Below are 24,635 nucleotides of genomic sequence, written 5' to 3'. Positions count from 1 at the left end.
GGAGGATCAGTCCCTTCCCCGGCCGAAGGCGTCCGCGGGCGCCTCTTTCCACAGTGCCGAGAACACCTTGTCGACCTCGGTGTTGCCCGTCATCGCCGCCCGGAGGTCGTCGCGCTGGTCCATCAGCGGGCCGAAGACCTCGACCACGGTGTCCGCCATGTCCAGCCGGGCGCGTTCGAGTACTTCCAGGAGCGTTCGCGCCAGTTGCTCGGGCGGCATGGTGCGGTACTTCGTGGTGTTGAACTTGATGCCCACCACGGAATTGCGCGAGTCCATGGTCACCGTGACCAGGCGGTCCGCCGAGGTCGCCGAGGACCTCCGCGAGGCGAGATCGGCCTTCGCCGACTCGATCCGGTCATGCTGATCCCTCAGCGTGACCATGGCCTGGTGAAGTTGTTCCTCCAGCCAGTCGGCCATCGTTTCCTCCCTGTCCGTAGTTGCGGGGGCCGCCGGCCCCTCGTCCCGCGACCCGGCCGCCGCGCCTGCGGGCGCCCAGTACCGAGGGCGGGAGTTTCGGGTCGGTGCCCCAGGTCTCCTCGTCCTCGGTCAGCCAGGTGGTCCGGTCGCGCTCACCCTTGTTCTGGTCTCCGCCCGCGCCGACGCCCTGACCGCCCGCGGTCGGCGGATAGAACGGGACACCGCCCATCCCGTTCTGCTGGGTCCCGTTCCCCTGCCGCTCCTTGATCAGCGAGGGACCGCCCTCGGTCGTCACCGGTTTCCCCGGCGGCGCGGGCGGTTCGTGCCCGCTCACCGACCCCGCGGGCGCCGGCGCGCCGATCGACCCCACCGCCGGCTTCCCGGACGACAGTCCATTGTGGAGATTCGACGAGCCGCCGGAAGACAGCGAGACCGACGGCGCGTGCGACCCGGCGAGCAGGGTCGGCATCGACGGGGTGCTGTCCCCGCGCAAGGACTTCAGGTACCTGTCCAGCTCCGTCTGCCGCGACTCGTCCTTCTTGACCGGCTCCGGCCGGGCCAGCCGGTCCTTCTCGGCGAGCTTGTCGCCCTTCGGGCCGATGATGTTCCCGTCGGGACCGATCCGCGATCCGGGCGGCACGATGATCTGCCGTCCGAGCGGGTCGAGCAAGGGCTTCTTGTCCGGTCCCAGCACCACACCGTCCGGGCCGATGGTCGAACCGGTCGGCACCTTCAACCGGTCGTCCGGCTTCGGCGGAGCGGGCGGCGGTTTGCTCCCGTTCTTCGGCGGTCCCGGCGGAGGCGGCGGCGGAGGCGGTCCGCCACCGGACCCCTTCTTGTCCTTGGTGTCCTTGGTGTCCTTGCTATCCGGGATCTTCGGTGGTGGTTTGCCGGAACCGGGCGGCGGTTTGGGCCCGCCCTTCTGCGGTCCCGGTGGAGGAGGCGGGGGCGGGGGTGGCCCCTGCGAACCCGGAGGCGGGGGCGGAGGCGCCTTGTGGAGGTTGAGCCGGCGCGGCTCCCTGATCGTCGGCAAGAGCGCCCTGGCGGCGTCATAGCTCTTGGGGAGCTGCGTCAGGACGGCCGTGGCCGCGACATCGAGGGTCGCCTCGATGTGGTCGGTCCACAGATCCCGCGCCGCGGTCATGATCCCGTTCCAGAAGGCGGGGCTCCGGGCGTCCGCGCCCATCAGCGCGCTTTTCGGGTAATGCTCGCCACCGCTCCATTCCGACGCGGTGCTCTTGTGCGACTCCAGATCGGGCTTGAGTCCCGAAGAATTCCAGATCGCGTTCAGCGCGCCACCCGGCCAGGCCAGCTGATTGTTCGGCACGTTCACGGTGCCGAACAGCGCGGTCTTGTAGCCGGGATTCGTCCCGTGCATCCAGTTGTCGTAGCCCTCTTGAAGCTTGTTGAAGGCCCAGCGGAGACCGGACTCGGCTTCGTTGATCTCCTTGGTCGCCGGATCGTCCTTGTCCAGGGTCCGCGCGCTGTTCAACCCGGCGGACCGCGTGCCCAGCTGCGTGACGAGGTCGGTGCACCGGAACGCGAGGTCGTCCAGATAGTCCCGGAAGGCCCCGGCGCCCGTGCCCTGGAAGTCGTCACCCTTCTTGCCGACCTTGTCCCGCCAGACCTTCAGCTCCGCGGCCTGCTTGTCGAGCAGGGACTTGGTCCCGTTCAGCGCGCCGAAGGCCCGCCCGAACGTCCACGGCTGGCCGAGGGGGTTGTAGTTGGGGTCGCCTTTCAGCGATGCGAGCGTCTCGTCCATGTTGCCGTAGAACGCCTTCATCACGGGATCGAACGCCTCGTAATTGGCGCTGGCGACGCCCCAGTACTGCATCCACAACGTCGAACTGCGGGCGACGTAATCCCAGCCCTTGGGGTCTTTGGAGCCGTGCGTGGAAGCCCACACGTCCCATTTGAGCCATACGACGTCCAGGATGGTCTGCCTGCTGGGCACCTTCTGGGAACTCGACGAATCCCTGGTGCAGTCGAAGATGTTGAGGGCGTCTTCCCACGGCGTCAGCGAACTGTTCTTGCCGATGGACCCTTCCGGCGGGGAGGTCATCGCGGATCAGGATCCCGTGCCGGTGGAGGGCGGGGGTTTGAGCGCGAGGATCTCGCCGATCTGGCTCATGTCGAGTTCGGTGGACAGCTTGATGTTCTCGTCCTCGCCGCTCAACGCGATCCGCACGACCTCCGTGATGCTGGAGTTCAGCTCGATGAGCCGCTTCTTGATCACGTCGACCTGCGTCCACAACGAGGGCGCCGTCCCGGCGCCCTTCCCCTCGTACCTCTCCATCAGCAGCTTGGCGGGCTCCCACGTCTCCGAGCCCGCCAGCAGCCGCCGCTTCCCGGTGGGGTTGTTCGCGGTCAGTTCGAGTTCCGAGACGTCCTTGTTCCCCTCCAGCTCGGTGACCATCTTCTGCAGCACGGTGGTCTGGAAATCCCTGAGAAAACTGACCGTGATCTTGATGTCGCCGCTGTCCGGCTTGTCCGCCACGTCCCTGCTCCCTTCTCCGCGAGCGGCCCGGAATCAGATCTGGAACTTCGCCCCGATGTTCCGGTCGGTGCGCTGGTAGTTGTCGAAGGACAGGGCGAGCGTCTGGTGGCCCTTGGCGAACCGGCCTTCCATGGCCTGCGTCGTGGCGTGCCAGCGGCGCTGCAGATCCGTGTAGGCCGTGGCACCCTGACCGATCCAGCTGTCGGTCATCGGCTTGATGGACTGCTCCAGGTCGACCAGCGCGGCGTCGATCTGCTTGCTCAGCGCGACCATCCGCTCGGCGAGGTGCGGGACGTTGCCGCTGACCGCGAAACCGTCATAGGGAGTGCTCATGATCGTTTCCTCTCGTGATCGGGAAAGGGGATGCTCAGGCCAGCTCTTTGAAGATGCGGTTGCCTTCGTTGCCACCGAACGCCGTCACCGCGGTCAGGTTGATGTCGTCTTCGGTGACGTTCATGGTCTTGTCGCTCTCGTTGACCAGATCCTTGATCTCCGTGAGCATCTTGAGCACCTGGAGGTAGTCCGCCTCCCACAGCTCCAGCTGGTTGAGGAAGGTCTGCGACGCCGCGCCCTGCCAGTCCGCCCGCAGGTCGCTGCGGACCGCGGTCACGCCGGAGTGGATGGTCTTGCACGCCGACTCGCACTCTTCGATGGCCGCGAGGCCACCTTTCATCCCGGTGTCGGTCTTCTGGAAATTCGTGCTCATTCCTCGCTCGTCCTTCCTCGCGGTGTCGCGGACTTCACCATCCGCCATGACGGTCCACCGCAAGGACACCAAGTCCGGGCGCGGGGGACCATGCGGAACCACCGGCAGAAGTCGCCGGTGGTGATTCCTCCGGTCAGTGCCCGCAGCCGTCGGCCGCGGGCAGTACCGCTCCCCCGTCGCGCAGGGTCGCCGGATCCAGCGGGGCCCCGGTGGGCATCAGGTTCAGCAAGGTCGTGGGCAACCCGTTCGACGCGGCCGGGTCGAACCCGAGCGCTTTCGCCCCCGCGGGAGGAACCGGGTATTTCACCCCGGTTTCGGTCACCAGGAAGAGGGCGTCGCCCGCCCGTCCCGACGCGGCCGAAGCCCGGACCAGGGCTCCCGTACCCGGCAGTACCGCGATCCGGTCGACCCGGGAACAGGGTGCCGCGATGCCCGGCCTGCTCGCCGGCACCTGCCCGGCCTGGACGAACCGCTCGGTCACCGCCACCTGGGTGCGGGGCGCGTCGCCATCCGGGGTGACGAGGGCGCACAGCCCCTGTCCACTGTGGAGTGTGGTCGCCTTCGGCGGTTTCACCGGCGGTGGCTGCTCGACCGAGGCGAGGTGCTCGCTGACCACTCGTCCCGGTAGCTGAGCCACCGTGACGTCCCCGCCGCCGTACGCCGCCTTTCGGACCTCGGGATCGGCGGCCAGCAGCCTGCTGTCCACTTCGGACAGTGGGGTGAGGCCCGCCTTCGTGAGCACGTAGCGCTGCTCGGGTTCGCCCGAAACGGTGTACAGCCTGCCGATCCGCGATTCCGTCCCGCCGAGGTCGGCGGTGGTGCCGAGGCCGTCGATCGCGGGCGGCCCGAAGTCGGGCCCGGCGGGCAGCGCGTCCAGCAACGCCGACGGCACCTTGGCGGGCTGGAGCACCCCGTCGACCGCGTCGAGCGCGCCCCGGTCGGTCGCCACCCGATGCCGTTTCCCCTTCCAGAGCAGGAAGGTCGCTCCGTCCGGGGTGACCGCGACGACCGCGGCGCCGTCCTCCAGGGGGTTCGCGGTCGCGCCGCCGACACGCAGGGCGGTCGGCCCGGCCTGATCGCGATCCACGGCGGTGCACACCTCCCACGGATCGGCGGCGAGCGCGGGGAGCGAGTCGGGCGCGCCGATGATCCCCAGCGGTTCGCCGCGCGGCACGTCCTTCAGCGAGGCCTCGGAGACGTGCTTCACCGCGAGCTGGTTCCCGGCGACCAGTTTGGCCGAGGTGAAGTTCAGTACCGGCAACAGCTTCCCGCCCGCGTAGAGGAACCGCGCGCCCGAGGAGTCGGCCACGACCAGCGCGCCCTCCACCCGCCACGACTTGTTCCCGCCCGGGGAGACGAGCCCGAACACCAGCAGGCCGAGGCACGCCAGGACGGCGACCAGCACGCCGATGACGCTGCCGCGGTAGGTCCGGTGCAGCGGGCTTTCCGGCGCGTCGGGGTCCACCCGCAGCAACGCCGAGGTCAGCCGGCCCAGCATGAACCGGTGTGCCTGCACCTGATCGGTCTTGGAGTTCATCGCTCAGCCCCCGAGCCCGCGCACGAAGGCGAACACGCCGATCAGCCACAACGCGAGCGGCAGCAACGACACCGCGGCGAGGGTCTCGGCGAGATCCGCGAGCCTGCCCCACTGCGGCAGCAGGCGGCGGCCGGGCACCGTCCAGCGCGCCACCAGCACCGCCGCGGCCAGCACGAACGCGCCCGCCACCATCGGCAACGGCGTCGCCGAATCCAGCTGCGAGGCCAGCATCAGCCGCAGCACGCCGTACACCCCCGGCACGATCACCGAGAGCCGCTGCCACACGCTGCCCAGCGCGCGGCCGTGCACCAGCAGCAGCGTGCTCAGCACGGCGGCGAACGTGACGGCCTGCCAGGAGCGGTCCCGGACGACGAACTCGAGCGCGACGAGGCACGACAGGCCGATCGCGGCGAACAGCGCGGTCACGAAGGCGTCCGCGACCCGGCCCTTGCCGACGACCTCGCCGCCGGGATGCGGATCGAGTTCCTCCTGCAGTTCCCGCGCGCTGGTGGGCAGGCCGGGAAGCCGCAGCCCGGACAACCGGAAGGCGATCCTCGGCACGAAGGCGCCGAGCAGCACGGCGATCACCGCGATGAGCGTCGCCGACGCGGGCGCGGACTCCCCGCCGAGCATCAGCACCAGCCCGCCGGTGGCGCACAGCAGTCCGAACGTCGCGACCGAGATGAACACCGGCGCGAACCCGGCCACCGCGGCCATCCCGAGCGCGGCACCTCCGGCGCCCGCGACGCAGGCGGCGAGCAGCCGCGCCCCGGTCAGTACCGGCCCTTCCGGTCCGTCGGGGATGAGCGACCCCGCCAGCCCGACGAACGGGATCGCGGCCAAGGCCAGCGACAGCGCGGCGGGGCCGTCACCCAGCGCGCGGGCGGCGGTGGCGGAGCACACCAGCAGGAAGAACGCCGCGACCCCGGCGGAGATCAGCGTCGGCGCGGTGGTGGGCGCCGTCACCAGCAGCCCGAAGCCGAGCAGGACGACGGCCAGCACGCAGCCGAGCATGGTCCACCGGGTCGCCCCCGGGGTCCACGAGTCCGGCCGGGCACGGGCCTCTGTGGACAGTCCGTCGATGATGTCGTCGAAATGCACCGCGGGCAGCTGTTCGCGGCGCGGTCGCAGGTACAGGGTCTCGCCGTCGCGCAGGTCGAGGACGTCGACCGTGGACTCCTGGTCCAGCGGCGGATCACCGAGCCGCTGGAGGATCCAGCCGTCGTGGTCCACCCCCTCCTCCGCCAGGTCCTGGCCGGCGTGGCCCAGGATCGTCGGCATCAAGTCGATCAACGGGATGTCCACCGGCACGGCCAGCGCGAAACTGGTCGCGGGGGCACGGACACGGAGCTTGCACAGCCCTGAAGTGGTCGCCATGGCACACGCCTTCGATTCGGCGACCAGCGCGCGGATCCGGCGGTGGTCGCCACCGAGTGAACCGTCGCGTGGTCGGATTTCGTCACCTCTTGTGGAGCCGCCACCACAGCGCGTCCGAGAGGGAAGGAATCCGGGCTTGAGTGTAATCACATTCCGCAAGGGGCCGCGACGGCCAGGACCGGAAATGCCCGAGGGCGAGCTGAGTATCCAGGAACCGCCCACGCTGCCCGAAGTCCAGCGCAGCGCGGGCGCGGTCATGATGTACCTGCCGATGGCGCTGTCGTCGACGGCGACGGTGCTGTTGTTCGTCCGTCCCGGCGAGAACGGCGCGTTCAGCTATCTGGCCGCCGGGCTGATGACGGTGTCGTCGATGGCCATGCTGGTCGGCCAGCTCGGCCGCAGCGCGGGTGAACGCAAACAGAAACTCAACGACGCCCGGCGCGACTACCTCCGCTATCTGGCGCAGTCGCGGCGCAAGGTCCGGGAAGTGGTGACCCGCCAGCGGGAAGCACTGGCCTGGCGGCATCCCGACCCGACCTCGCTGTGGTCGTTGCCCGGCACGACCCGGATGTGGGAACGGGACGCCGCCGACGACGACTTCGGGGAGATCCGCGTCGCACGCGGTCCCCAGCGGCTCGCGTGGCGGCTGAACCCGTTGTCCACCAAGCCCGTCGACGATCTGGAGCCGCTGTCCGCGCACGCGCTCCGCCGGTTCATCCACGCCTACGGCACCGTGACCGATCAGCCGGTGGCGGTGTTCCTGCCGTCGTTCGCCCGGATCCTGGTGCAGGCCGCCGGTGACGAGGGCGAGCGGATCCGGGCACTCGCCCGGTCGATGATGGCGCATCTCGCGGTCTTCCACTCCCCCGCGGAACTGCGGATCGTCGTCCTCACCGCACCGGAACGGCGGGGCGACTGGGAATGGGCGAAATGGCTGCCGCACAACCTCCACCCCAGCGAAACCGACGGCGCCGGGGAAGCCCGGCTGGTGGTGGAGTCCATCGCGGAGCTGGAAACCGCGCTGGGCGGCGAATTCGCCACCAGGCCCGGCTTCGACCCGGACGCCCTGCCCGACAGCCACGAACCGTGCGTGATGCTGTTCGTGGACGGTGTCACCGTGCCGCCCACGTCCCGGCTCTCCGGTGACGGCTACCGCAACACGACGGTCGTCGACCTCTCGTCGGCACTGTCCGTTCAGGACGATCCGCTGACCCTGCGGCTCCGGCTCGAAGACGGGAAGCTGAAGCTGATCACGGTCGACCAGCACAACAAGGAGGTCGCGGGCGACCTCGGCCGTCCGGACGGGATCGGTCTCAACACCGCGGCCGCGCTGGCGATGCGGCTGGCGCCCTACCGGGTCGGCGCGCGGCGGAAGTCGGCCGAGCCGATGGCCGCCGACTTCGACCTGACCGCCATGCTGGGTATCACCGACATCCAGACCTACGACGTCGCGGCGGGCTGGGCGGCGAAACGCGCGGGCGGCAGGCTCCGGGTGCCGCTCGGCGTCGGTCCGACCGGCGCCCCGGTCGATCTCGACATCAAGGAATCCGCCCAGTCGGGCATGGGCCCGCACGGCATGCTGATCGGCGCGACCGGGTCCGGGAAGTCGGAGCTGCTGCGCACCCTCGTGCTGGCGCTCGCCCTCACGCATTCGTCGGAGATCCTGAACTTCGTCCTGGTGGACTTCAAGGGTGGCGCGACCTTCCTCGGGCTGGACGGGCTGCCGCACACGTCGGCGGTGATCACGAACCTCGCCGACGAGGCCGCGCTGGTCGGCCGGATGCGCGAGGCGCTCAACGGGGAACTGGTGCGGCGTCAGGAACTTCTGCGCAAGGCGGGTAACTACAGCTCCGCGCTGGACTACGAGCGGGCGCGGGCGAACGGGACCCCGCTCGCTCCGCTGCCCACCCTTTTCCTGGTGGTGGACGAATTCAGCGAGCTGTTGTCGGCGCACCGCGACTTCATGGACCTGTTCATCATGATCGGCAGGCTCGGCCGTTCGCTCGGCGTCCATCTGCTGCTCGCTTCGCAGCGGCTCGACGAAAGCCGGATCCACCAGCTGGAATCGCATCTGTCGTACCGGATCGGCCTGCGCACCTTCTCGGCGATGGAAAGCCGTGGCGTACTCGGGGTGCCGGACGCCTACCAGCTGCCGTCGGATCCGGGGAACGGCTTCCTCAAGAGCGGTACCGCGGCGCTGGACCGGTTCAAGGCGGCCTACGTCTCCGGGCCGCACCGCGTGGTGCGGCGGAACGTCGAACAGGCGGTGGTGGCCCAGCAGATCGTGCCGTTCACCTCGAAGTTCGCCGCCCGCACCGAACCGGTGCCCGAACCCGAGCCGGTCCCGGTGGCCGAAGCCGAACCCGAAGGTTCGGTGCCGAGCCTGCTGGAGCTGGCCGTGGACCGGCTCCGGGACGCCGGCCCGCCCGCACACCAGGTCTGGCTCCCGCCGCTGGACGCGCCCAGCTCGCTCGACGAACTGCTGCCGCCGCTGGTGGAAACCCGTGAACACGGGCTCACCGCCCTGGAGTGGCCGGGCCGCGGCGCGCTGACCGTCCCCATCGGACTGATCGACCGGCCCTTCGAGCAGACCAGGGATCCGCTGCTCGTCGACCTCGCGGGCAGCGACGGCCACGTCGCGATCGTCGGCGGGCCGCAGAGCGGCAAGAGCACGGCGCTGCGCACCCTGGTCACCGCGCTGGCGCTCACCCACACCCCGGCCGAAGTCCAGTTCTACTGCCTCGACTTCGGCGGCGGAACGCTGACCAGCCTGCGGAAACTCCCGCATGTCGGCGGGGTGACCGGCAGGCTGGACATCGAACGCATCCACCGCACCATCGGCGAGATCACCGCGCTGCTGACCCGCCGGGAACGGTTCTTCACCGACAACGACATCGACTCCATGGCCACCTACCGGCGCAAGCGGGCGGCGGGGGACTTCGCCGATCAGCGCCACGGTGACGTCTTCCTCGTGGTGGACGGCTGGTCCACGATCCGGCAGGATTTCATGGACCTGCTGCCGACGTTCGTCGAACTGGCCTCACGCGGCCTCAACTACGGCATCCATCTGATGATGGCGTCGAGCCGGTGGAGCGAGATCGTCAGCGCCGTCCGCGACCTCGTCGGCACGCAACTCGAACTCCGGCTCGGCGACCCGGTCGATTCGGTGATCAACATGCGCGCGGCGGCGACCGTGCCGAAGATCCCCGGCCGCGGCCTCACCGACAAGGAACTGCACTTCCTCACCGCGCTGCCGTCCATCGACGGCGTGGAACGCGACGTCGCCGAGCACGTCGAGGCGCTGGTGGACCGGATCGCCTCGGCGTGGCCCGGCCCGTCCGCTCCCGGCGTCCGGATGCTGCCCGCGGTACTGGACCGGGCCGAGCTGCCGCCGCCGGACGCGGACATGCGGGTCGCGCTGGGCCTGGACGATCAGCGTCTCGAACCGTTGTGGCACGACTTCGAGGACCACCCGCACCTGATGGTCGTCGGCGACGTGGAATCCGGGAAGACGAACCTGCTGCGGCTGGTGATCGACGGCATCACCCGGCGCTACTCCCCGCAGGAGGCGCGGATCATCACGGTCGACTACCGCCGCGGCCTGTACGACGCCGTCCCCAAGGACTATCAGCTGGGCTACGCGGTGTCCGGGGACACGGTGCACGACATGATCGACGGTGTCGCGAGGGCGGTCCAGACCCGGATCCCGGGCCCCGACATCACCCCGGCGCGCCTGCGGTTGCGCGACTGGTGGACCGGACCCCAGGTGTTCGTGGTGATCGACGACTACGACATGGTGGCGTCGTCGTCGAACGCCCTCTTCCAGCAGCTGTTCGACCCGCTGGCGCAGGGCAACGCGCTGGGCCTGCACCTCGTCGTCGCCCGTGGCGCCAACGGGATCGGGCGCGGCGCCAACGATCCGTTGCTGCGGCGGCTCGTCGAGGTCAACACCCCGATGATGCTGCTCTCGTGCCCGCTGTCGGAAGGCATCGTGTTCGGCGAAGTGCGGCCGCGCGTCCTGACCCCGGGACGGGCGCAGTACGCGACACGGCGCGGGACGACCGTGGTACAGACTGCGCTCTCGGCGCACGAAGCGGCGCTCGTCGCGAAGTGACCCGCCCTGGGGCCGCGGGACACCCCCGGCCGCGTCCCCAGGGCTTCCGGCGGCTCGCCCGGCCGCCCAGGTCGTGAGTGGTAAGTGTCGTTCTAACGGCACTTACCACTCACGACCACCCCGGCCACCTGCGGTCCGCGGCGCTCACTCACCGCCGGCCCGCCACCGCCGCCGCCTGCCCCGCGGGACGACGACGGCGGCCGCGCCCAGCAAAGCGACGGCGGCGGCGACTCCGGCCACCACCGCCCACGCGCCCTGCCGGGCGGGGGCGAGGTCCGGCGCGGGCGTCACCATCAGGGGTTCGCGGCGCACCGCCGCGGCACCGTCCGCCGTCGCGACCGACGTCATGGCGGCGAGCGGATCGAGCACGGTGACGCCGCCCTGCGCGTAGGCGGTGTCCCGCAACCGCCGGGCGAGGTCGCCCGCCGTCGTCTCGGGCCGGTACGACCGGATCAACGCCGCCGCGGCCGCCACGTGCGCGGCGGCGAACGCGGGCCCGGCGCCGACGGCCGCGCCCCCGCCGGGGCCCTTGCCCACCACGAGATTTCCCGGCGCGGCAAGGACTCCGGGCGCGGCGGCGGCCTTGCCGTCCGGTCCGATGGCGGTCACCGCGAGTACGCCGGGGAACGCCGCCGGGTAGTACGGGCCCGGCGGGACGTCGCGCGCCGTGGTCAGGTCCCGGCCCGCGGCCGCCACGATCAGCGCGCCCGCCGCGACGGCCCGGTCGACGGCCTGCCGCAACGCGGGATCCGCTTCGGTGACGGCCGTCGCGACGCAGATGATCCGCGCCCCCGCCGCGACCGCGCCGTCGAGTCCGCCCGCGATACTCGCCGCGGTCGCCGCGCCGGAGCGGTCCGTACCGCGCACCGCGAGCACCTTCGCGCCGGGCGCCAGTCCGGAAACCTTGGCGGTGCCCGAAGGAGGCGCCGCGATCAGGCTCGCGACGACGGTGCCGTGCCCGACGCAGTCCGTTCCGCCGTCGCCGACCGGCCGCACCGGCAGGACCGAGCCGTCGACCCCGGTGTCCACGACCGCGACGGTCACGCCCTCCCCGGTCGCCAGGGCCCACAGGCGGTCCGCGCCGAGATAGGGCAACTGCCAGGGCACCGCGGGTGCTTGCTTGCCCGAAGACGCGGTGCACGCCTGACCGGCCTTCAGCGCCTGCGGGATCTGAGGGAGCTCAGTGTCCTGCGCCGCCGCGAGGCCGCCGTTCGCCAGCAAGGTGAGCGTCGCGCACGCGACCGTCAGATGTCGCCTCATCGTCCCAGTCCAGCACGCGCCATCGGACCCGCCCAGGAAGAAGTACCGGCAGGTTCGCCGGACGGGTGAACCCGATCGGACCCCTGCCGCGTTGTCCGGAGTGGAGCCAACGGGCACCGCCCGCAGAACGACGAGGGGAGCGCTCGTGTCACGGCACGTGCTCACGGTGGACCGCGATCAGGGGTATCGCACCATTTCGGCCGCGTTGGAGGACGCGCGCAACGGCACGGTGATCTCCGTGCTTCCCGGCCGCTACGACGAATCGCTGGTGGTGACGAAGGTGGTCACCATCGCGGCCAGCGAGGCCCGCGGGACCGTGGAAGTCGTGGCACGGCAGGGAAGCGCGGTCCAGCTCGCGGCCGAGGCGGTCAAGCTCACCGGCCTGGTCCTGCGCGGGCAGCACGAGACCCTGCCCGCGGTCGACGTCGCACGCGGACAGGCCGCGGTCGAGGACTGCGAGATCATCGGTGCCGCCTGGACAGCGGTGCTCGCCCGCAATTCGGGTTCGCTGGCGATGCGCGGCTGCCGGGTGACCAACCCCGGCGGCGCGGGGATCGTGGTCACCTCCCCCGCCCCCAGCACGATCGAGGACTGCGTCGTCGAACACGTGGGGACCTCCGCCGTGGTGATCGCCGAACGCGGCAACCCGATGGTCCGCGACTGCACCTTGCGGCACGCCAAGGGAAACGGCGTCTGCGCGAACGGTCAGGCCCAGGGCACCATCCAGCATTGCGACATCTCCTCCACCGGACGGCCGGGGATCGCGCTCGAAGAGGACAGCGCGACGAAGGTCATCGACACCACCGTGCGAGACACGGCGAGCGGCGTCTTCATCAGCACCCATTCCTCGCCCGTGCTCGAAGAGTGCCGGACCACCAACACCACCGGTGACGGGATCACCGTGGCCGACGGCGCCGACCCCGTGCTGCGCCGCTGCCGCACGGCCAAGTCCGGTGGCGCCGGCGTCCGCGTCACCGGACGATCCCGCGGCACGTTCGAGGACTGCGAGGTCTCCGACGCGACCGGCGCGGGCATCCACGTCGACGAGGCGAGCGGCCCGACCTTCAGCCGGACGACCGTCCGCGGTGGCGCGTCGGAAGGACTGGTGGTCACCGACGGCGCGACGGCCGAGTTCGACCGGCTGGAGATCCGGGACGTCACGGGCCACGGGGTGCTGGTGCGGGCGGCCGCCAACCCGCTGCTCCGCCGGATGACGCTCAACGGCTGCCGGGGCAACGGCATCGAGGTCACCGGCAACGGCCGCGGCCGGGTCGAAGACTGTGAGGTGCGGGACGCCGGAAAGGCCGGGCTCAGCGTCTCCGAAGGCGGAAGTCCTTACGTCAGCACGCTTCGGGTGTTTCAGCCGGGCCGCTCCGGGGTCCTGATCGGGCCCGGCGGCGTCGGTTCCCTGCGTGACTGCGAAATCGGCGACGCCGGGGAGGACGGCGTACTCGTGCAGGACGGCGGGGAGCTGATGCTCTCCCGGTCCACGGTCCGGCGTTCCCGCGGCCACGGCATCCTCGTCGAGGCCGGTGCGCGGGCCAAGCTGACGGCCGACGACGTGAGCGGCAACCGCCGCGACGGCGTGCGGATCGAGTCGGCCGAGGCGGTGACCCTGGTGGACTGCACCGCCTCCGACAACACCGGGAGCGGTCTCCGGGCCACCGTGCCCGGCAGCCGGCTGTCGGTGGAGAATCTGACCAGCAAGGCCAACGGCGCCGCCGACACCGACGGTACGACGGCCACCACCGCCGAACCGGGGGTGGTCGCCGAACCGGGCGAACCGGCCCGGCAGGCCGAAGACGACGGCGGGCCGCTCGCCAAATTGGAGGAGCTTGTCGGCCTCAGCGGCGTCAAACATCAGGTGAAGACCCTGGTGAACCTGAACAAGATGGCCCGACGGCGGGAGCAGGCCGGCCTGATCGCGCCGCCGACCAGCAGGCATCTGATCTTCGCCGGACCGCCCGGCACCGGCAAGACGACCGTCGCCCGCCTCTACGGCAGCATCCTCGCCGAACTGGGTGTGCTGCGCGAAGGTCATCTCGTCGAGGTGGCCAGGGCCGATCTGGTCGCCCAGATCGTCGGCGGCACGGCGATCAAGACCACCGAGACGTTCACCAAGGCACTCGGTGGCGTGCTGTTCATCGACGAGGCGTACACCCTGAGCGCGCAGAGCAAGGGCAGCGGCCCGGACTTCGGCCGCGAGGCCGTCGACACCCTGGTCAAGCTGATGGAAGACCATCGTGACGAGCTCGTGGTGGTCGCCGCGGGCTATTCGCAGGAGATGTCCGCGTTCCTGCAGTCCAATCCCGGCCTGGCGTCCCGGTTCACCAGGACCATCGAGTTCGAGAACTACGGCACCGACGAACTGGTGACCATCGTCCAGCGCATGTGCGCCGCCCATCAGTACCAGGTGCCCGAGGACACCAGGAACGCGCTGTCCGTCCACTTCGGACAGATGGAACGCGGCGACGACTTCGGCAACGGCCGGACCGCGCGCAAGGTGTTCGAGGAGATGGTGGACCGGCAGGCGTTCCGGCTGGCGAGCGACGGGGACGCCGACGACCAGAGCCTGTCGCTCCTGCTCGCCGCCGACGTCCCCGGTGACGCCGGGAGCGCGGCGCGGGAGGGCGACGAGGACACCTTGGCCGCGTTGCGGACCAATCTGGATTCGATGATCGGCCTCGCCGGGGTGAAGGACGCGATCAACGATCTGGTGAACCTGATCTCCACCGCCCGGCAGCGGCGGAAGGCCGGGCTCCCGGTCCCGGCGATCAGCAACCATCTGGTCTTCGCCGGCGCGCCCGGTACCGGCAAGACCACGGTGGCGCGGCTCTACGGCGAACTGCTCGCCGCGCTGGGCGTGCTGCGCAAGGGACATCTGGTCGAGGTCGCGCGCGCCGACCTCGTCGGCCGCTACGTGGGGCACACCGCGCATCTGACCAGGGAGGCGTTCGAGTCCGCGCGCGGTGGCGTGCTGTTCATCGACGAGGCGTACGCGCTGACCCCGGCCGGGGCCACGGGCGGTGATTTCGGCCAGGAAGCCGTCGACACCCTGGTGAAGCTGATGGAGGACCACCGCGACGACACGGTGGTGATCGTGGCCGGCTACTCCGCGGAGATGCGGGCGTTCCTCGCGTCCAACGCCGGTCTCGCCTCGCGGTTCTCCCGGCACATCGAGTTCGAGAACTACTCCACCGACGACCTCGTCACCATCGTGCACCGGATGGCCACGTCGAACGGCTACGAATGCGCGCCGGAGACGGTCATCGCGCTGCGCCGCCACTTCGCCGCCGTCGAACGCGACGAAACCTTCGGCAACGCCCGCTACGCCCGCCAAGTGATGGAGAACATGATGACCCGCCAGGCGGGGCGGCTCAGCACCGCGGGGGCACCGACGGTCGCGGATCTGCGCCTGCTCTCACCAGCCGATCTTCCCTGAACGCCGTCCTGAAACCGCCCTGACCGATTCCTCCGCGTCGGGGCGGTTTCGTTTGCGCGCAAGCGAGTCGGTGACGTTCCGCCATCGGGAGTTCACCCTCTCCATGGCAGGATTGCGCATCGTGGACAAGACCGCGTTCGGGGACTTCCTCCGCTTCTACCGGCTGCGCATCCCGATGACGCAGGAGGAACTGGCCGAACGGACCGGGATCAGCGTCCGCAGCATCAGCGACATGGAACGCGGCCGGGTACGGACCCCGCAGCGGCGCACCGCGGAGCTGCTGACCGAAGGACTGGGCCTGACCGGCAAGGAGGCGGGCGACTTCACCGACCTCGCCCGCTCCGGCCGACGGCCGGTCGCCGCCAAGGAAGAAGAAGCCGTCCCCGCGGAAGCGCCGCGGCCGGTCCTCGTCACCGGTCTGCCGCCCCACCTCACCGAACTCACCGGCCGGAAGGCCGAACAACGCCTCCTCGACGAGGTCGCCGAGTCCTCCGCCTCGTCGTCCCGGCTTCAGGTCGCGGTGGTGCACGGACTACCGGGGGCGGGCAAGACCGCGCTGGCCGTGGACGCCGGGCACCGGCACGCCCACCGGTTCGCCCAGGGCTGCCTGTTCCTCGACCTGCGCGGGATGGATCCCGAGCCACTCAGCCCGGACAGGGCCGTGCACCGGCTGCTGCGCGGCTTCGGGCTCGACGAACGTCAGTTCCCCACCGATCCCGAAGACCGGCTCGCGCTCTACCACTCGCTCGTCCACGACCGTGAAGTGCTGCTGATCCTCGACAACGCCGCCAACGAGGCCCAGGTGCGCCCGCTGCTCACCACCAGCCCCGGCTCGATGGTGCTGGTGACCAGCCGGAGCACGTTGGCGGGGCTGAACGCGAGGCACCGGCTCGCCCTCGACGTCCTCTCCGGCGACGAGGCGGTGGACCTGCTCGGCGTCATCGCCGGGAAACGGCGGCCGCAGGCGGAACCGGACGCGGCGCGCCGGGTGGCGCAGCTCTGCGGCGGCGTACCGCTCGCCCTGCTCATCGCCGGGAACCGGCTGGCCAGCCGTCCACAGTGGACGATTGCGCATCTCGCCGACCAGCTTGAGAACGAGCGGCGGCGGCTGTCCGTGCTCACCGCGGGCGACCTGCAGATCCGCACCGCCTTCGCCCTCTCCTACCAGCACCTGGCCCCCGAAACGGCCCGCGTGTTCCGGCGGCTGGCCCTGCTCGACGGCCCGGACGTCTCCGTCGAACTCGCCGCGGTCGCGGCAGGCAGGCCGGAGGACGAAGTCGAGGCGTCGCTGGAAAAACTGGCCGACGCCAGTCTGCTGGGCTGCGGCGGCACACCGGGGCGGTACACCACGCTCGACCTGCTGCGCGTTTTCGCCAAGGAACGACTCACGACCACCGAGCGGGCCGAAGAGATCGAGGCGGCGGGCGACCGGGTCCGGAACTGGCTGCTCACTGTGGCGACCAAGGCGGCGCAGTTCTTCGATCACGACCGGGCCGAGGTGACGATCACGGTCGACGGGCCCGATCCGGTGCACGACAGGGAATCCGCGGCGCTGTGGCTGGCGCGGGAGCAGCATCATTGGCGCGGGGCACTGCGGTCGGCCGCCGCGCGCGGCGCGCACGAACAGGTACTCGAACTGGCCACGGCCATGCACTGGTACTCCGACCTGCGCGGCACCGGCCCGCTCTGGCGCGAGGTGTTCGGCGCGGGCGCGGCGGCGGCCGAAGCGCTGGGCGACGTCCGGTCGGCCGGGGAACAGCTGAACTACGTGTCGTGGGCGCATTACGCGCTCTGCGGGGATCCGCACGCCGGACTCGAAGCACACCGGCGCGCGGTGGCGGCCGCGACGGAGGCGGGCGACCTCGTGGCGCAGGCCTGGGCCTGGTACTACGGATCCGCCATCTCCCGGCGGCTCGGCGACCCGCGGGAAGCCGCGGAGCTGAGCAGGCGGTCGGTGGAGCTGTTCGAGCAGGCGGACTATCAGAACGGCCGCCATCTCGCGCTGTCCTTGCTGGGCAGCATGCTGCACACCCTGGGCGACTTCGACGGCGCCGTGGCCGTGCAACGGCGGAGCGAGGCCTACTACCGGGGCTGGGTCGGCGGGCCCGGCAACGACGAACTGCTGTCGATGGTGCTGACCAGGCTCGCCGACAGCCTGGCGGCGACCGGCGAGGTCACCACCGCGCTGGAGCTGCTGAACGAGGCCGAATCGCTGTTCCGCAAGCACGGCGCGACGTTCGCGGTGGCGAAGGCCCAGCACCTGCGCGGCCGGATCCTGGTCAAGGCGAACCGGCTGGACGAAGCCGAGGAACAACTGCTGTCCGCCCTGGCCGAAGCGCGCTGGTCCGAGACCAAGATCGAGATCATGGTCGAGCTGGCGGCGCTGACCGAGGCCGCGGGGAAACCGGCCGAGGCCAAGGCGCACCGGGTCCACGCCCTCGCCGAATGCGCCCGGTACGAGACACCGCTCGCCCGGAAGCTGGGGCACGCGCTGGCCACCGAACTCGGGGTCGCGGTGCCCGAGTCGGCTTGAACCCGCCGGTCACCACCCCGCCGCGGTGACCCCGTGGCAGGCCAGCACGTCGGTCATGGCGATGGTCGCGTGATGCACCCGCGACTTGACCGTCCCCACCGGCACGCCGATGGTCACGGCGGCCCGCTGCCGGGTGCGGTCGAGCCGGTAGACCTGGTCGAGCGCCTCCCGCTGGATCGGCGTCAGCTGGGCCAGCCCCTGCTCGACGACGCACCGTTCGACGACCTCGTCGGCGAAGTCCGTCTCACCCGGCAGCAGATCGAAGTCGTCGTCCCCGAACAGCACCGGGCGGGCGTTGTCCCGGCGGGCCCAGTCGACGATGAGGTTGCGGGCCACCCGGAACAGCCACGGCCGCGGCGGAATACCCTTCTCGGTCAGCGTTTCGCTGTTGCGCCAGGCCCGGAACAGGCACTCCTGCACGACATCCTCGGCCCGGTGCGGATCACCCGGGAGCAGCCGCCGGGTGAAGCGCAGCAACTGATCCCGGTGCTCGGCGTGCAGCGTCGCCAGAAAAGCGTTTCCGGCGGCCGACGGTGCCCTGTCCGCCAGCGAAGTCACCTGAGTGCCGCGTTGGCCTGCCACGCCGACCTCCCTGCCTAGTTGGCGTCCTTGGCCCCAATTCCACCGGCCGGCGTGCGTCCCGGCCATGAGGAAGGACCGGCAGAACTCGGCACGGGAGTGTTCTTCCGGTCCCGCGTGGCGCACCTTCCCGAAGCCAGGACGAGGCTCATCCGAGGCTGTAGCATCACCGGGGCCAGCTGATGCGGCCGTTTTTCCGTCGGTCGGATCGCTGCCCGCTATTGGGAGGTAGCTCGATGTACAACCCGTCCGCACGGTCCGCCCCGGCGTCGCCGATCTCCGACCACTCGGTCCGGGAAGCGGTGCTCCAGGCCGCCACGGCACGGCTCGGTGCGGCCTTCGGCGATCGGGTCCGGCTGGAGGTGGAACACCTCAACCGCATCGGCCCGTGGGCGTTCGTGCAGGGACAGATGCGCGGGACCGACAGCTACGGTCGCCCGTACTACGCCGGCACCGGCTACGAGGCTCGCCGGGCCGACGGCGTCATGTCCGACGTCTACGTCGCCCTGCTCAAGAAGACCGACGAGACGGGCGCCGACAACGACGTGCGGTCCTGGCGCCTGGCCAACCACTCCATCGGCCCCACCGACGTGGCTTGGCTGACTTGGCCGGACGAGCACGACGCACCGCCCGCGGTGTTCGGATTCTGACTCACTTCCCCAGGCGCCTCAGGCAAGTACGTGAAGGCCCCCTTCACTGCGCTAGACGCAGTGAAGGGGGCCTTCACGTACTTCAAGTCGGCACGAACCGCCGTCCTCAGCCCGGCGGGGTGAGCACCTTCACGAGGCCGCTGCCCCCGCCCATGCTGATCTTCTGCGAACCGTCGGGGTTGATGTTGTTCGACCCGATGAACTGGCCGTCGCCCGCGTACAGCACGACGTGCCCGCCGCCGTTCGAGATCACCACGTCGCCGGGTTTCGCCTCGGAGAGCGGGATCGACCGCCAGCCGTCCGCTTCGAGGTTGGCCGTCAGGCCCGCGACGGAGGCGCTGGCCTGGCCCTTGTCGATCAGGCCCGCCGCCTCCAGGCAGCCGGAAACGAAGTTCGCGCAGTTGACGTTGTTGGGCACCCAGGACTGCATCGCGGGCAGCTCACCGCTGCGCTTGAGGTCACCGGCGTTGCGGCCGAGGAACTGCTCGGCGATCTTGGCCGGGTTGTCACCGCGGGCGTCGATCGGCTTGGCCGGCCTGCCGTCGCCGGGAACCCCGGCGACCCCGCCACCCCCGCCGCCGCTGTGGCCGCCTCCGCCGCCGTCCCCGCCACCGACGTAGGGCGCGTGCCCGACGTTGGAATTGATGGGCTTGGCAGAACTCGCCGTCGTGCTTTCACCGGTGTCGGCGGGTATCAGCTCCAGGAAACCGCCCTCGATCTCCATGCCGAGCGGTTTGAGGAGATCGTCGATCTGTTTCTCGGCGTTGTCCAGCGCCCGCTCGATCTCCTCCTTCTTCCCGTTGGAGTCCTTCTCGTTGAGCCGCCGGAGCCGTTCGATGTCCGACGCGGCCGCGGCGATCTCGTTCTCGTCGTCGGAACTGTTCTTCCGCTGCCGGGCCGCGCCGATCAGCGCGCGATTGTCCGCGTCCTTGTCATTGGCTTCCTGGGCGAGCTGCGCGACCTTCTTCTTGACGTCCTCGAGGATCTCGGACACGCGCTGGAGGATGTTCTTGGCGGCCTCGGCCTTGTCGCTGACCTTGTAGCTGGCCTTGCACAGCTTTTCGAGATGGTCGGCGACGGCGTCGGCGTCCTTGCCGTCCCATTCCCGCAGCACGTCGTCGCGGAAGACCTTGAGATCGTCCCCGAGATCATTGGCGCTGGTGGCGGCTCCGCCGACCTTCGCGGCCTGGTCGTTGACCGCTCTCGCGTTGAGCTTCTCCGCCTGTCGCGCGTGTTTGTCGATCGCGTCCAGCGATTTCGGACGGTCGTGCGACGGGTCGTCAAGCGCGCCCGGATTCCGTTCCGCGGTGGTCATCGGTAAATCCCCTGGTCCCGTCCTCGTCCGATCAATCCCGCTCACGGTTGCCGCCGCCGAGGACGTGCACGCCCTCGGCCTCGTCGTTCCGCATGCGCTCCGCAGCGTGCGCCAGCGCCTGGGACGCGGCGTCGACGAGCTTCGCGGCGGCACTCAGCTCGGCGTTCACGTTGCCGTAGAACCCCTTCACCGTCTTGCCCGCGCTGGCCGCGTTGCTCAGCTCTCCGAACGCGCCGCCGGGATCGCCCTCGCCCAAGTCCGTGCCCGTCTTGCCGAAGCCGTGCTTGAGCCCGCCGACCTTCTTGGCCAGGGAGGCGATCTGTTCGGGGTCGAATCGGCGAGTCATGAGTGGTTCCCTCCAGTCTCGGCGGCTGCGCCCGTTCTCGCGTGACCCACGCTGCTCTACGCACAGCCTATGAGCTTCCACTCGACCGTGCGCGCGTTTCCCGAAACGCGACGACGCCGTTCGTGTACACCGACGCATCCGGCCGCGTCTCGGTTCCCCGACGTCGACCAGCGGATCTCCCGTGAACCCCGAAACTTTACCGCGCCGCCCTCCCCCGCAGGCCACGAACCGTCGGACTCCGGCACCGTCTGTGACCGGATACGGTGAAGGCCTCCTTGAGGGACCCAGAGTCCCTCAAGGAGGCATTCACGGACCAGCCGAAGCGCTCAGCAGGCGATGTTGGCGGCCGGGCCGAGGAACGTCCTGTCGATGGTCTTCGGCTCGCCGGTCTTGAAGTTGACGACCACGCGCATCTTGCCGTAGAGGACACCGGCGGCGCACGGCCGCTTGATCTGCTCCCCGCCACCGAGCAGCCCGAAGTCGAACCGGTCGACGGTGCCGCCCAGCGGCACGGCCTCGTTCCCGCGGAAGATCGCGATGAACCCCGCGATCCCCAGGACCTCCTGGTCACACCGGACCGAATAGTCGACGGCCACCTCGGCGGCACCCGCCCGGACCGGGGCGCTCAGGCCCACGGTGCAGGTGGTGGCCGCCACGCCCGCGACACCGCGGTCACCGTTCGGGGCTTGGGAGATCGAGTACGTCGCGGCCCCCTGCCCGGTCGACGCCGAGGCCGGGGCCGCCGAGAGCCCGGCCATCGCGAGCAGCGCCCCCAGCAGGATCGCGAGCTGCCGGAACACCTTGGCCGCCCGGCCCATTTTCCTGTCCGTGCCTTCACCCTTCGCAGACCACATGACGCCATCCTTTGTCTTCGGAATGTGCGGCGAACCTGTCCGCAACCAGGAAATATCCTGGCGTCACGGGAAGGGCCGTGTCGTCGTCACACCTCACGAATCACGGCCCACCGGAGTGCGGCGATTTGTCACTGGTCACCAACACCGGGCGCAGGAACACCACGGCTTACCCCCGGACACAAAGAAGCCCAGGCCAATGGCCTGGGCTTCGTGAAGGAACTCAATGCTCCCCCGCTTGGACTCGAACCAAGAACCCTCCGGTTAATCGGCAGGTCTTGTCCTTGGTCGTTCTCGGTCGCGCTCAGCTGAGATGTTTGCGTTTGTTCACGCTCTTAGTCGATGTCGGGTGCTCCCGATCGATCCGGTTTATCCTCGGTAAATCATCAGTCACCGATCGCGGACGCAGTCGGACCGCCGTCCGGAGAGACAAGCGGGCGGGGTTGTCGCGACGTGCCCCTGGTCTACGGCGAAGCCGTGGACCAGGGGTCGATCGCCGTCGGTACCGCCGACGACGATCGACACCGAAGACCGTCTGCGCGTCACCGTCCACGTGCTCAACGCGCCTGACACGAACTGGCCAACGATGAGAAATGGAGCACGGAGGAGAAGGTCCTCGGCGACGTGCGGGCCAGGGAAACTCGGTACCGCCGGCTCGGCAGCACGCACGCTCGCGGCGCTCAACGAACACGACGTCGAAGCGATCGGCCTGATGGACGCGATCGAGGTCGCCGACGGTCATCGAGACGTCTGGGAGCCGCGGTTGCACCCCTGGCGAGCGGCAGTCTGCGTCACTGCCGGTGAACCAGCCCGCCGAGCGGTCACGGCGCTCGCCGACATTCCCGGCGCCATTGTCGTCGCGGGTTCAGCGAAGGCCGGGCGTCTTCTCCCCTCAGGGCTCGCGACCGCCCCGAACCAGGCGCTGGATTTCCTCGCTGAACTCGCCACACGGACACGGCCCACCGAGTTCGACGAGGTCACCGGCATCGTCGACGCCGCGCTCGGCGCGACCATCATCGCCGGCTTTCCCGAGCCGACCACCGGCCGGGCCCACATCATCGAGTCCCTGCGGGGGCGGCTCTCCCAAGCGGAGAAAGTCCAAGAACAAGCACATAAGGAAGCAGACATCGCCAAGCAGCAGGAGGACGAGGCCGAGACGGCTCTCACCGCCGCTCAGGCAGCGGCTGAGCGGCGGCGCCTCGCTTCCACCCTGTGGACCATCGAGACGACGGACCTGCCTGCGGTACGCCAGCATGTCGAGGAGAGACTGGCTGTCAGGGACACCAGCCTGCAGGCTCACACCAGCGCCCAAGCACACCTCAAGAGCGCGCAGGCGGCTCTAGAGCAGGCCGAGACGGCCAGGGGTCAGAGCGAGAAGCTCATCGCCGAGTCCAAGTCGGCAAGACGGCAGTTGCAGCAAAGGCTGGACGCGCTGGATCTGCAGTATTGGCGCACCGAGTTCGCTGGCGACGACGCGGCCGCGCGCACCTTGCTGAACTGGACCGACGCCGCGCTCGAATACGATGAACGAGCCAATGCCTGCATCGCACTCGATCCGAGGAACCCTTCAGATCCAGCAGAACGACGCACGCAGGACACGCTGAGCCAGAACGCGAACGACTACCTCGTCGAGATCTTCAGCCGGCATCGCGACCGCCCTGCACGACTGGCTCACCCAGCTGGTAGAGCGGGACGAGCTCGCGACGGAGCAGATCACCTCCGCGCGTGCCCAGCGAGACCGGGAAGCGAACTACGCCATGTCCACCCTCGCCGCGCTGGAAGAAAGCCTCGACAACGTCCAAGGCAGCCTGGAACGCCGCATCGAGGCGAACATGGACGCGATCAGCAAGGCCATGGACAACCTCAACCGATCGACTCCCGACGGCTACGGCGCGGAGTTGCAGTACACCGTCGAGCGTCCGGTCCACCCCGACGACCCATGGACCTGGTCGGTCGTCCCCCTGTGGCGCCGATCGCCGGGCGGCAGGATGCTCCCCTACAACAACGCCACCAACTCGGCTCAAGAGAAGCTCTTCAGCATCCATCTCGTACTGGCAGCGCTACTCGCGAGCCCGAACCCACGTGGCCGGGTGCTGATCCTCGACGAACTCGGCGATTCCCTCGGCGAGGAGCACCGCCGCGACGTGCTGTCGGCCGTGGCACGGGTCGCCGAGGAGCACGACCTCACCGTGCTCGGCACCTGCCAGGACGCCGTCATGCCCGACGCCGCGTCGTTCTGCCGCGAGATCCTGTACTTCTGCTACCCGTCCAAAGCGGAAGCACTGAACCTGCCGACGCGCATGTTCGGCTTCGACGACAACGGTGAACGGGTTGAACTCACCAGCGGGGCCGTCCTCACTGGGCGGCCGCTTCCGTGAGGCGTCGCGGAGAATCACTCCTGAGCGATGGACGGCAGTCCAAAGGAAGCCAGGGCGGAACTCACCGCGCACACTAATCACCCCCGAGCCTCCCTCGCGGCAGCTGGCGGGCAACTGGTTCATTGACCGGGGACACACCCTCCGGGGACCGGGCCGATCGCCACTTCACCGAGCGGAGCGCGAAGACGACCGCCGCGGCGACCACGACATGCATGAGCATAAGCCCGATGACATTTGCTGCTGTCGCTCCGGATTGGAACAAGAGCATATCCGGAACCCAGCTGACCACGAGCGAAAACGGGACTACCACTCGTGATATTCGCACCGTGAATCGTGCCACCAGGGACCAGCCAACGGTTCCGATCACGATCCCGAGCAGCGTGAGCGGGAGATACTCGCCGGAAGCGAGTCCGACTCCGATGCCCCGCTCGTCGAATCTCTTCGCCACCAACGCGATAACCGCGTTGAGCACCAGCGCTGTCAGCGTGGCCAGGCCGAGCGACATCACGATTGTGCGGACTGGAGTCACAGACACGGATGTCAAGATCGCTTCCTTTGCTGACATGTATCACCAGGACAGGAATACAACTCGAATTTCGCCATTCGCAGCAGCGGCCCGACCGACTGCAGGGC

At 69.8% G+C, this 24,635-nt stretch carries 19 protein-coding genes; 5 read left to right on the top strand and 14 right to left on the bottom strand.

Annotated elements, in window-relative coordinates; translation table 11 throughout:
- Positions 1-6 precede the first annotated feature (6 nt).
- The 7 genes from SD37_RS11190 to eccD form a co-directional block, all read right to left on the bottom strand.
- The gene (locus SD37_RS11190) at positions 7-417 is read right to left on the bottom strand and encodes a YbaB/EbfC family nucleoid-associated protein (protein WP_235783583.1); all 411 of its coding nucleotides are present in this window, start codon (positions 415-417) and stop codon (positions 7-9) included.
- Complete coding sequence (locus tag SD37_RS11185; RefSeq protein WP_044851662.1) at positions 356-2,479, bottom strand: hypothetical protein; 2,124 nt, start codon at positions 2,477-2,479, stop codon at positions 356-358. Before SD37_RS11185 ends, SD37_RS11190 begins: the two co-directional genes overlap by 62 nt.
- Before the next feature lie 6 nt (positions 2,480-2,485).
- Positions 2,486-2,914 carry a hypothetical protein gene (locus SD37_RS11180; RefSeq protein WP_044851663.1) on the bottom strand — a complete coding sequence of 143 codons (429 nt, stop codon included), beginning with the start codon at positions 2,912-2,914 and terminating at the stop codon, positions 2,486-2,488.
- A gap of 33 nt (positions 2,915-2,947) precedes the next feature.
- Positions 2,948-3,247 (bottom strand): WXG100 family type VII secretion target, encoded by a 300-nt coding sequence (locus SD37_RS11175; protein ID WP_037310386.1) that lies wholly within the window; start codon positions 3,245-3,247, stop codon positions 2,948-2,950.
- Positions 3,248-3,281: 34 nt separating this feature from the next.
- Positions 3,282-3,620 carry a WXG100 family type VII secretion target gene (locus SD37_RS11170; RefSeq protein ID WP_044851686.1) on the bottom strand — a complete coding sequence of 113 codons (339 nt, stop codon included), beginning with the start codon at positions 3,618-3,620 and terminating at the stop codon, positions 3,282-3,284.
- Positions 3,621-3,753: 133 nt separating this feature from the next.
- The gene (eccB, locus tag SD37_RS11165; protein WP_044851664.1) at positions 3,754-5,157 is read right to left on the bottom strand and encodes a type VII secretion protein EccB; all 1,404 of its coding nucleotides are present in this window, start codon (positions 5,155-5,157) and stop codon (positions 3,754-3,756) included.
- A 3-nt stretch (positions 5,158-5,160) separates the two neighbouring features.
- Positions 5,161-6,534 carry a type VII secretion integral membrane protein EccD gene (gene eccD / locus SD37_RS11160; RefSeq protein WP_044851665.1) on the bottom strand — a complete coding sequence of 458 codons (1,374 nt, stop codon included), beginning with the start codon at positions 6,532-6,534 and terminating at the stop codon, positions 5,161-5,163.
- Between the two features lie 136 nt (positions 6,535-6,670).
- On the opposite strand from eccD, the gene eccCa reads away from it, so the two are divergent.
- Entirely contained in the window at positions 6,671-10,648 is a 3,978-nt protein-coding gene (eccCa, locus tag SD37_RS11155; protein WP_236725341.1) for a type VII secretion protein EccCa, read from the top strand.
- Positions 10,649-10,792: 144 nt separating this feature from the next.
- Here eccCa and SD37_RS11150 read toward each other — a convergent pair whose 3' ends face one another.
- Positions 10,793-11,908 (bottom strand): S8 family serine peptidase, encoded by a 1,116-nt coding sequence (locus SD37_RS11150; protein ID WP_044851667.1) that lies wholly within the window; start codon positions 11,906-11,908, stop codon positions 10,793-10,795.
- Between the two features lie 145 nt (positions 11,909-12,053).
- Here SD37_RS11150 and SD37_RS11145 point away from each other — a divergent pair, with 145 nt between their 5' ends.
- Both SD37_RS11145 and SD37_RS11140 read left to right on the top strand, forming a co-directional pair.
- Positions 12,054-15,350: a right-handed parallel beta-helix repeat-containing protein gene (locus SD37_RS11145; RefSeq protein ID WP_044851668.1), complete on the top strand. Its 3,297-nt coding sequence runs from the start codon at positions 12,054-12,056 to the stop codon at positions 15,348-15,350.
- Positions 15,351-15,453: 103 nt separating this feature from the next.
- Positions 15,454-17,883, top strand: coding sequence for an ATP-binding protein (locus SD37_RS11140; protein ID WP_044851669.1), 2,430 nt, complete (start codon positions 15,454-15,456; stop codon positions 17,881-17,883).
- Between the two features lie 9 nt (positions 17,884-17,892).
- Here SD37_RS11140 and SD37_RS11135 read toward each other — a convergent pair whose 3' ends face one another.
- Positions 17,893-18,465 (bottom strand): sigma-70 family RNA polymerase sigma factor, encoded by a 573-nt coding sequence (locus tag SD37_RS11135; RefSeq protein WP_236725340.1) that lies wholly within the window; start codon positions 18,463-18,465, stop codon positions 17,893-17,895.
- 233 nt (positions 18,466-18,698) lie between these two features.
- Between SD37_RS11135 and SD37_RS11130 the strand changes: the two genes are divergently transcribed.
- Positions 18,699-19,112 (top strand): hypothetical protein, encoded by a 414-nt coding sequence (locus SD37_RS11130; RefSeq protein ID WP_044851671.1) that lies wholly within the window; start codon positions 18,699-18,701, stop codon positions 19,110-19,112.
- 106 nt (positions 19,113-19,218) lie between these two features.
- Here SD37_RS11130 and SD37_RS11125 read toward each other — a convergent pair whose 3' ends face one another.
- From SD37_RS11125 to SD37_RS11110, 4 genes are all read right to left on the bottom strand, one after another.
- On the bottom strand, positions 19,219-20,427 hold the full coding sequence (locus SD37_RS11125) for a C40 family peptidase (protein ID WP_044851672.1): 1,209 nt from the start codon (positions 20,425-20,427) through the stop codon (positions 19,219-19,221).
- A 31-nt stretch (positions 20,428-20,458) separates the two neighbouring features.
- On the bottom strand, positions 20,459-20,773 hold the full coding sequence (locus SD37_RS11120) for a hypothetical protein (RefSeq protein ID WP_037310411.1): 315 nt from the start codon (positions 20,771-20,773) through the stop codon (positions 20,459-20,461).
- A 326-nt stretch (positions 20,774-21,099) separates the two neighbouring features.
- Complete coding sequence (locus SD37_RS11115) at positions 21,100-21,627, bottom strand: hypothetical protein (protein ID WP_065912801.1); 528 nt, start codon at positions 21,625-21,627, stop codon at positions 21,100-21,102.
- An 889-nt stretch (positions 21,628-22,516) separates the two neighbouring features.
- On the bottom strand, positions 22,517-22,924 hold the full coding sequence (locus tag SD37_RS11110; RefSeq protein WP_044851674.1) for a hypothetical protein: 408 nt from the start codon (positions 22,922-22,924) through the stop codon (positions 22,517-22,519).
- Between the two features lie 457 nt (positions 22,925-23,381).
- Here SD37_RS11110 and SD37_RS11105 point away from each other — a divergent pair, with 457 nt between their 5' ends.
- Complete coding sequence (locus tag SD37_RS11105; RefSeq protein ID WP_044851675.1) at positions 23,382-24,002, top strand: hypothetical protein; 621 nt, start codon at positions 23,382-23,384, stop codon at positions 24,000-24,002.
- Positions 24,003-24,075: 73 nt separating this feature from the next.
- Here the strand turns inward: SD37_RS11105 and SD37_RS11100 are convergent, their stop codons facing one another.
- The gene (locus SD37_RS11100; protein WP_145926600.1) at positions 24,076-24,537 is read right to left on the bottom strand and encodes a hypothetical protein; all 462 of its coding nucleotides are present in this window, start codon (positions 24,535-24,537) and stop codon (positions 24,076-24,078) included.
- Positions 24,538-24,635: the final 98 nt, after the last annotated feature.

The organism is Amycolatopsis orientalis (genome assembly GCF_000943515.2).
GTDB lineage: Bacteria > Actinomycetota > Actinomycetes > Mycobacteriales > Pseudonocardiaceae > Amycolatopsis > Amycolatopsis orientalis.
Note: the sequence above shows the minus strand (reverse complement) of the source record. Positions and strands in the feature narration are given on the sequence as shown.

Excerpts from the sequence above, each read along its gene's own strand:
- SD37_RS11130 (WP_044851671.1), top strand. The coding sequence starts at position 18,699 with ATGTACAACCCGTCCGCACGGTCCGCCCCGGCGTCGCCGATCTCCGAC.
- eccB (WP_044851664.1), bottom strand. The coding sequence starts at position 5,157 with ATGAACTCCAAGACCGATCAGGTGCAGGCACACCGGTTCATGCTGGGC.
- SD37_RS11115 (WP_065912801.1), bottom strand. The coding sequence starts at position 21,627 with ATGTGGTCTGCGAAGGGTGAAGGCACGGACAGGAAAATGGGCCGGGCG.
- SD37_RS11140 (WP_044851669.1), top strand. The coding sequence starts at position 15,454 with ATGGCAGGATTGCGCATCGTGGACAAGACCGCGTTCGGGGACTTCCTC.
- SD37_RS11175 (WP_037310386.1), bottom strand. The coding sequence starts at position 3,247 with ATGAGCACTCCCTATGACGGTTTCGCGGTCAGCGGCAACGTCCCGCAC.
- SD37_RS11185 (WP_044851662.1), bottom strand. The coding sequence starts at position 2,479 with ATGACCTCCCCGCCGGAAGGGTCCATCGGCAAGAACAGTTCGCTGACG.
- SD37_RS11190 (WP_235783583.1), bottom strand. The coding sequence starts at position 417 with ATGGCCGACTGGCTGGAGGAACAACTTCACCAGGCCATGGTCACGCTG.
- SD37_RS11120 (WP_037310411.1), bottom strand. The coding sequence starts at position 20,773 with ATGACTCGCCGATTCGACCCCGAACAGATCGCCTCCCTGGCCAAGAAG.
- eccD (WP_044851665.1), bottom strand. The coding sequence starts at position 6,534 with ATGGCGACCACTTCAGGGCTGTGCAAGCTCCGTGTCCGTGCCCCCGCG.
- SD37_RS11170 (WP_044851686.1), bottom strand. The coding sequence starts at position 3,620 with ATGAGCACGAATTTCCAGAAGACCGACACCGGGATGAAAGGTGGCCTC.
- SD37_RS11150 (WP_044851667.1), bottom strand. The coding sequence starts at position 11,908 with ATGAGGCGACATCTGACGGTCGCGTGCGCGACGCTCACCTTGCTGGCG.
- SD37_RS11105 (WP_044851675.1), top strand. The coding sequence starts at position 23,382 with ATGTCCACCCTCGCCGCGCTGGAAGAAAGCCTCGACAACGTCCAAGGC.
- SD37_RS11125 (WP_044851672.1), bottom strand. The coding sequence starts at position 20,427 with ATGACCACCGCGGAACGGAATCCGGGCGCGCTTGACGACCCGTCGCAC.